Source organism: Rhodococcus sp. R1101 (genome assembly GCF_000278445.1).
Lineage (GTDB): Bacteria > Actinomycetota > Actinomycetes > Mycobacteriales > Mycobacteriaceae > Rhodococcus > Rhodococcus gordoniae.
This window is the reverse complement of record NZ_AJVB01000156.1, coordinates 1-8,090: the sequence shown is the minus strand read 5'-3', so window position 1 is coordinate 8,090 and position 8,090 is coordinate 1. Positions and strand designations below refer to the sequence as shown.

Sequence of the window (8,090 nt, the reverse complement as noted above, 5' to 3'; positions counted from 1 at the left end):
GAGCCGTTCGAAGGGACGTCGGCGTGCGCGAAGGCGTCGAGATCGGTCTCCCGCACCTGCCCGAGCAGGTCGTGGAAGGGACGATCGTTCCGCACGTCGACGCGGAGCACGAGCGTGTTGACGAACATGCCCACGAGGTCGTCCAGTGCACGCTCGCCGCGACCGGCGATCGGGGTGCCGATGGCGATGTCCTCCGAGCCGGACACCCGGGCCAGCAACACTGCGAGTGCCGCATGCACGACCATGAACAGCGTCGTGTTCCGTTGCCTGGCCAGCTCTTCCAACGAAGCGTGCAGCTGTGGCTCGATCCGGAACCGGCTCGTGCGGCCGGCGTTGGACGCCACCTCCGGGCGAGCACGATCGGACGGCAGATCGAGCTGGTCGGGCAGGTCCGCCAGCCGATCGGTCCAGTACTTCGTCTGCCGGGAGAAGACCGAGTCCGGATCACTCTCCGAACCGAGGACCTCGCGCTGCCAGAGGGCATAGTCGGCGTACTGCACTTCCAGCGGCGCCCACGCGGGAGCTTCCCCACGCGAGCGGTTGGCGTACGCGAGCATGATGTCGCGCGCGAGCGGTCGCAGGGAGAAACCGTCGGCTGCGATGTGGTGCACCACGAGGAACAGCACATGTTCGCGGGCACCGAGAGTGAACAGCACGACCCGCAGCGGCACCTCGCGCGTGACGTCGAAACCCTCCGAGGTGAGCTGTTCGGCCCGATCGAACAGGGCGCTCTCGTCGACACGCTCGACCGGCAACTCCACTGTGTAGGGCGGCAGGATCGACTGGTGTCCTGCGCCGTCGACGTCGGGATAGACGGTGCGCAGCGACTCGTGTCGTTCGACGACGTCGCGCAGCGCGGTACGCAGTGCCTTCACGTCGAGGTCACCGGTCAGACGCACCCCTACCGGGATGTTGTTCGCGCCGGATTCGGGATCGAACCGGTTGAGAAACCACATGCGCTGCTGCGCCGGCGACAACGGAATACGTTCGGGGCGCGTCGTCCTGGCGAGCGGGACGCGTTCACCTCGGCCGGCCTCCCGTTCGACGCGCACCGCGAGTGCGGCAACGGTGCCGGCATCGAAGAGTGCACGTACCGGCACTTGCGTGTCCAGGATCGCACCGAGGCGGGAGACGACCTGGGTCGCGAGGAGCGAGTTCCCTCCGAGCTCGAAGAAGTCGTCGTCGAGCCCGACATCCTGTACGCCCAGCACATCGGCGAACACTCGCGCGACGGATTCTTCGACCGGGGTGGTGGGTGCACGGAATTCGCGGTAACGGAGGCCGAACTCCGGTTCGGGTAGCGCGCTGCGGTCGAGTTTGCCCACGGGCGTCAACGGCACCTCGTCGAGCACGATGATCTGCGAGGGGACCATGTACGAGGGCAGCGAGCGTGCGACGTGCTCGGAGAGTTCGGCAGGGACGAGCCCCGCACCGCCCTGCACGTATGCGACGAGAGCCGTTTGCCCCGAGGGCATCTCGTGGCCGACGGTGCTGGCGAACACGACGAGCGGGTGTGTCAGGAGCACGGCGTCGATCTCACCGAGTTCGATCCGGTATCCGCGGATCTTGACCTGGAAGTCCGAGCGGCCCACGAACACCAGACGACGCTCGGCGTCCCAGCGCACGATGTCGCCGGTGCGGTACATCCGAGCGCCCGGCACGCCGAACAGGGCCGCGACGAACCGCCCTGCGGTGAGACCGGGACGATGATGGTATCCCCGGGCGAGTACGTCACCCGCCAGATAGAGCTCGCCGGGTACCCCTGTGGGAACCGGTCGCATCCGGCCGTCGAGAACGAGAGCGTGCACACCCGCGGTGGGTGCGCCGATCGTGATCGGCCCGTCGGCCTCGAGCTGTTCGCGAGTCGAAACGATCGTGGTCTCGGTCGGCCCGTAGGCGTTGAAGAATCGCCGGCCGGGAGCCCAGCGCGCTACGAGGTCCGGAGTGGACGCGTCGCCACCGACGTTGAGGGTGTGCAGCGAGTCCAGGTCGCCGGGATCCACCGAACCGAGTACCGCCGGGGTGATCACGGCGTGCGTGACCTTCGTCTGCGCGATGAGTGCCCGCAGTTCGGCACCACCGTAGATCGACGGCGGCGTGATGACGAGTTCGGCGCCCGTCGAACCCGCCATCGTCCAGTCCAGCACGGAGGGATCGAAACTCGGCGAACAGATGTGCAGGATCCGGGACCGGGCGGTCACCCCGTACAGTTCGACGGTTTCCCGGACCAGACCGGCCAGGCCGCGGTGGGTGACCCCGACGCCCTTCGGGCGACCCGTCGAACCCGAGGTGTAGATGACGTACGCGAGATGGTCGACTCGCAGCGACGCCGTGCGGTCGGCATCCGTGATCGGGGCCGCCGACCGGGCGGAGTAGTCGGCGACGAACGCATCGTCGTCGAGCCGAACCCATTCGGTCCGGGAGGGCAGCTTCGCCGCGTGCGCCGTCGCGGTCAGCCCGAGCAGGGCTCCCGAGTCGTCGAGCATGTGGGCGACGCGTTCGATCGGGTATTCCGGGTCGATCGGCACATAGGCCGCACCCGTCTTCGCGACCGACCACACCCCCAGCACCATTTCCCACGAACGAGGGAAGGCGAGTGCAACGAGCTCGTCGGGACCGGCACCGCGTCCGATCAGATACCGTGCGATCCGGTTGGACCGTTCGTCGAGGTCCCGGTAGGTCAGGACGGTGTCGCCCGCCCGGACGGCAATGCGATCGGGATGGTCGGATACCGCGGAGGTGAGCAGTTCCACGAGCGTCGCCGTCCGCGCGACCGCCCGTCCACGGACGGAGAGCAAGTGCTGCGCCTCTCCGTCCGAGAGGATCTCGAGATCACCGACTGCAGTCGATGCATCGGCGACGACCTCTTCGAGCATCCGGACGAATCGCGCACCGAAATCGGAAACGGTATCCGCATCGAACAGGTCGGTGGCATAGGACAATTCGACGACGTAACCACCGTCCGTCCCGGCGCCGTCCTCGTCGAGGACGGTGACGGCGAGATCGAACTTCGACAGGTCGCTGTCGAACGCCAGATTCGAAACCGACAGTTCCGGCAGCTCGAACGAGACCGGGCCGATGTTCTGGAAGGCGAGCATCACCTGGAACAGCGGATTGTGCGCCTGGGTGCGCACGGGGGCCAGGACGTCGACGAGCCTCTCGAACGGAACATCCGCGTGTGCGAACGCCCCCAGGTCCACGTCGCGTACGTGGCCGAGAAGTTCCTCGAACGGAGCCGAGACGTCGACCTGTGTACGCAGCACGAGCGTGTTGACGAACATGCCGACGAGCTCGTCGAGGACACGCTCACCGCGGCCGGCGATCGGGGTGCCGATCGCGATGTCGTCCGACGCGCTCATGCGTGCGAGGAGCGCTGCGAGCACCGCGTGCACGACCATGAAGTCCGTCGTCCGATGTTCCTTCGCGAGGCGTCCGATCGCGGCCCGCAGCTCTGCGCCGACGGTGAATCGCGACGTCGCTCCACGGTAGGAGGCGACGGCGGGCCGAGGACGGTCGACCGGGAGGTCCAGGCTGTCCGGCAGATCCTTCAGCGCTTCCATCCAGTAGTCGATCTGCTGCGCTACCAGGGAATCCGGGTCTTCCTCGGAGCCGAGGACATCGCGCTGCCAGAGGGTGTAGTCAGCGTACTGGATGTCGAGCGGTTCCCAGCCGGGCGCCTCCCCGGTGGACCGAGCGGCGTAGGCGATCATGATGTCGCGCGTGAGCGGTCCCATCGAGAACCCGTCCGCCGCGATGTGATGCAGCACGGCTACGAGCACGTGCTCGTCCGGAGCCGACTCGAAGAGCCGGACGATCAGGGGGACGTCGCGAGCAAGGTCGAACGGGGTCGCGGCGAGCTGTCGGAGTTCGGCAGGAAGATTCGCCGGGTCGATCGACAGCGGTTCGAGTCGGATCGTGACATCGGCCGGGGCGAGCACCTTCTGGTATCCGTAGCCGTCGATGTCGGGGTAGACGGTGCGTAGCGACTCGTGACGCGAGATCACGTCGTGGAGCGCGGCTTCGAGGGCCTCGACGTCCAGCTTGCCCGACAGATGCACGGCGACGGGGATGTTGTTCACCGCCGACTCGGGGTCGAAGCGGTTGAGGAACCACATGCGCTGCTGGGCGAGCGACAGCGGCACCCGTGCGGGTCGCGGACCGGCGACGAGCGGGATCCGGTCGATGCCGGACGACGCTGCCTCCACAGCCGCGGCGAGACCTTCGACGGTGGACGACTCGAAGATCGCACGCAGCGCCGTCCGGCCGCCGAGGGCTTCGCCGATGCGGGAGACGGCCTGCGTCGCGATCAGCGAGTTGCCACCGAGCGCGAAGAAGTCGTCGTCGAGACCGACGCGGTCGAGTCCGAGGACATCGGCGAAGACCGACGCGACGATCTGTTCGACCGGCGTCGTGGGAGCACGGAACTCCTTGACCTCGAAGACAGGAGCCGGCAGGGCCTTGCGATCGAGCTTGCCCGACGATCCGAGCGGGAACTCGTCGAGCACGACGTAGACCGCCGGCACCATGTAGGCCGGCAGCGAGCCGGTGAGACGACGCGAGACGGAGGCGGTGTCGAGCGACCGCCCGTCGGCGGCGACGAGGTAGGCGACGAGATGCTCACCGGAGTGGGCGTCCGAGCGCACCAGCACGACGGCCCGGTCGACGTCGTCGAGCGCGAGCAGGGCCGTCTCGATCTCGCCGAGTTCGATGCGCAGACCGCGCAGCTTGATCTGGAAGTCGGTCCGGCCGATGTATTCGAGTTCGGCACGTGCTGCGCCTGCGTCGGAGACCTCCCGGGCGACCCATCGCACGAGATCGCCCGTGCGATAGAGCCTCTCCCCCGCCTCGAACGGTGAGGCGACGAAGCGCTCCGCAGTCAGGTCCGGCCGCGCCACGTAGCCCCGTGCCAGCTGGACACCCGACAGGTAGAGCTCACCCGCGACACCGACCGGCACCGGGTGCAACCGGCCGTCGAGGACGTGGACACCGGTGTTCCAGACCGGGACACCGATGGGCACCGACACGGCGTCGGCCGCGGTGACCTCGTGGTAGGTCACGTCGACGGCCGCTTCGGTCGGGCCGTACAGGTTGTGCAGGCGAGCGCCCGGCAGGATCGTCCGCAGGCGTGCGGCGACCGATGCGGGCAGCGCCTCGCCCGACGCGAAGACCATCCGCAGCGACGACGCCGACGCGGCGGCGTTCTCGGCGACGAAGACCGCGAGCATGGACGGCACGAAGTGCGCGACCGTGACGCCGCGCTCCGCCATCACCCGCGCGAGATAGGCCGGATCCCGATGCCCCTCGGGCAGCGCGATCTCGAGCCGTGCACCGATCTGCAGGGGCCAGAAGAACTCCCACACCGACACGTCGAAGGTGAACGGCGTCTTCTGCAGCACCACGTCGTCGTGGGTGAGTCCGTACTCGTCCTGCATCCACAGCAGGCGGTTGACGATCGCACCGTGCGGAACCGACACGCCCTTCGGCCGGCCCGTCGAGCCGGACGTGAAGATGACGTACGCGGTGTTCGCAGGGGTGAGCGCGGCGGTGCGCTCGGCGTCGGTGACCGGGCCGGACGGCAGGTCCGACAGGTCGAGCGTGTCGATCTCGATCGTGGGCACCGCAGCGTTCGTCTCGAACGCGTCGCGGGTGGTGGTCAGCACCGCCACCGGCGCCGCCGTCCCGAGGATGTACGCATTGCGTTCGGCGGGCTGATCGGGGTCGAGCGGAAGGTAGGCACCGCCGGCCTCGACGATCGCATACATGCCGACGAGGAGGTCGAGGGAGCGGCGCACCGCGAGTCCGACGGTCGACTCGGGGCCGACGCCCTGCGAGATCAGGTGGCGGGCAAGCCGGTTCGCGCGCGCAGCGAATTCCGCGTAGGTGAGCTGTTCGCCCTCGAAGGCCACGGCCACGGCGTCCGGATCCGTCGCCACCCGGTTGTCGAACAGATCGACGAGAGTGGCCGGTTCCAGTGCGTGCGCGGTATCGTTCCACGACTCGAGGACCGCGTGACGCTCGTCGCCGCCGAGCAGGTCGATATCCCCGACGGCGACCTCCGGCTCGCGCACCACGGCCTCGAGGATGCGGACGAAGCGATCGGCGAAGCCGCGCACCGTCGCACGATCGAAGAGATCGGTCGCGTAGGTGAACGCCGCTCCGAGACCGTCGGGCGTGCCGTCCTCCGCGAAGTCCTCGGTGAGGGTGAGCTGCAGGTCGAACTTGGCGACCGCCGTGTCGATGTCGAGCACGTCGAGGGTGAGTCCGCGCAGTTCGACGTGCGCGGCCCGCAGGTTCTCGAACGAGAGCATGACCTGGAAGAGGGGATGCCGGGCGGTGGACCGGGCCGGGTTGAGCACCTCGACGAGTCGTTCGAAGGGCACATCGGCGTGGCCGAAGGCACCGAGCGCCGCGTCGCGTGCCCGCGCCAGATGCGAGGTGAACGGCGTACCCGAATCGACCTCCGTGCGCAGCACGAGGGTGTTGACGAACATGCCGATGAGGTCGTCGAGCGCCTGCTCACCGCGACCGGCGACGGGTGTGCCGATCGCGATGTCGTCCTGGCCGGACATCCGCGCGAGCAGCACGCTCAGAGCGGCGTGCACCACCATGAACAGCGACGCGTTGCGGGTGCGCGCCAGCGCCACGAGCTCGCGGTGCAACTCCGGGTCGATCGAGAAGTCCACGGTGGCACCGGAATAGGACTGCATGGCCGGCCGCGGGCGGTCGGCGGGCAGATCGAGCTGATCGGGTACGCCGGCGAGGGTGCGACGCCAGTAGTCGAGCTGACGGGAGATCAGTGACTGCGGATCGTCCTCGGATCCGAGTACCTGCCGCTGCCACAGCGTGTAGTCGGCGTACTGCACCGGGAGCGGCGCCCACGACGGCTCCTCCCATTCGGTGCGCGCCGTGTAGGCGACCATGATGTCGCGCGCCATCGGACCGGTGGACCAGCCGTCCGCCGAGATGTGGTGCACGACGAGCGCGAGCACGTGTTCCTCGTCGCCGAGTTCGAACAGCTCTGCGCGGATGGGCACGTCCGACGTCACATCCAGTCCGGTGAAGACCAGGCGACGCACCGCCGCGGGCAGCTCCCCGGGGGTGATCCGGGTGGGGGTCAGGTCGGGCACGACCTCCGCTGCGGCACGGACGACCTGATGCGGTCCGTCCGGCGAGTCGGGGAAGACGGTGCGCAGCGACTCGTGCCGGTCGATGACGTCCATGATCGACACCTGTAGTGCCGCGACGTCCAGTTCGCCGGTCAGACGCAGCGCCATCGGGAGATTGTAGGTGGCCGAGCGCGGATCGAAACGGTTGAGGAACCACATCCGCTGCTGCGCCAGCGACAGCGGAACCCGTGCGGGCCGCGGCAGTTTCGTCAGCGCGACGCGCGCGCCACGACCCGCCTCCTGCTCGACGCGCACCGCCAGCGCCGCCACCGAGCTGGATTCGAACAGCGCTCGTACCGGCACCTGTGCATCGAGCGCGACACCGAGCCGGGAGACCACCTGCGTGGCGAGCAGCGAGTTGCCACCGAGTTCGAAGAAGTCGTCGTCGAGACCGACTCCCTGTACGCCGAGAACTTCGGCGAAGACATTCGCGACCGTCTCCTCGATGGGAGTCGTCGGGGCGCGGAACTCGCGGTAGCTGATGCCCAGCTCGGGTTCGGGCAGGGCGCGGCGATCGAGTTTGCCGACGGGGTTGAGCGGCACCTCGTCGAGCACGATGATCTGCGAGGGCACCATGTACGAGGGCAGCGACCGGCCGACGTGATCGGCCAGCACGGCAGGATCGATCTGCTGATCTCCGTGCACGTACGCGACGAGCGCCGTCTGGCCCGACGGCATCTCGTGCCCGACGGTGGTCGCGAAGTCGACCAGGGGGTGGGTCAGCAGCGCCGCGTCGATCTCACCGAGTTCGATGCGGTACCCGCGGACCTTGACCTGGAAGTCGGAGCGGCCCGCGAACTCGATGCGTCCCTGCTCGTCCCAGCGAACGACGTCGCCGGTCCGGTACATACGCGTTCCGGCCGAACCGAACGGGTTCGCCACGAACCGGTCGGCGGTGAGCGACGGACGGCGGTGATAACCCCG

At 68.4% G+C, this 8,090-nt stretch carries 1 protein-coding gene; it reads right to left on the bottom strand.

The window, feature by feature from the left end:
* The coding region (locus R1101_RS0111795; RefSeq protein WP_016933634.1) for a non-ribosomal peptide synthetase at positions 1–8,090 on the bottom strand (8,090 nt) is incomplete at both ends.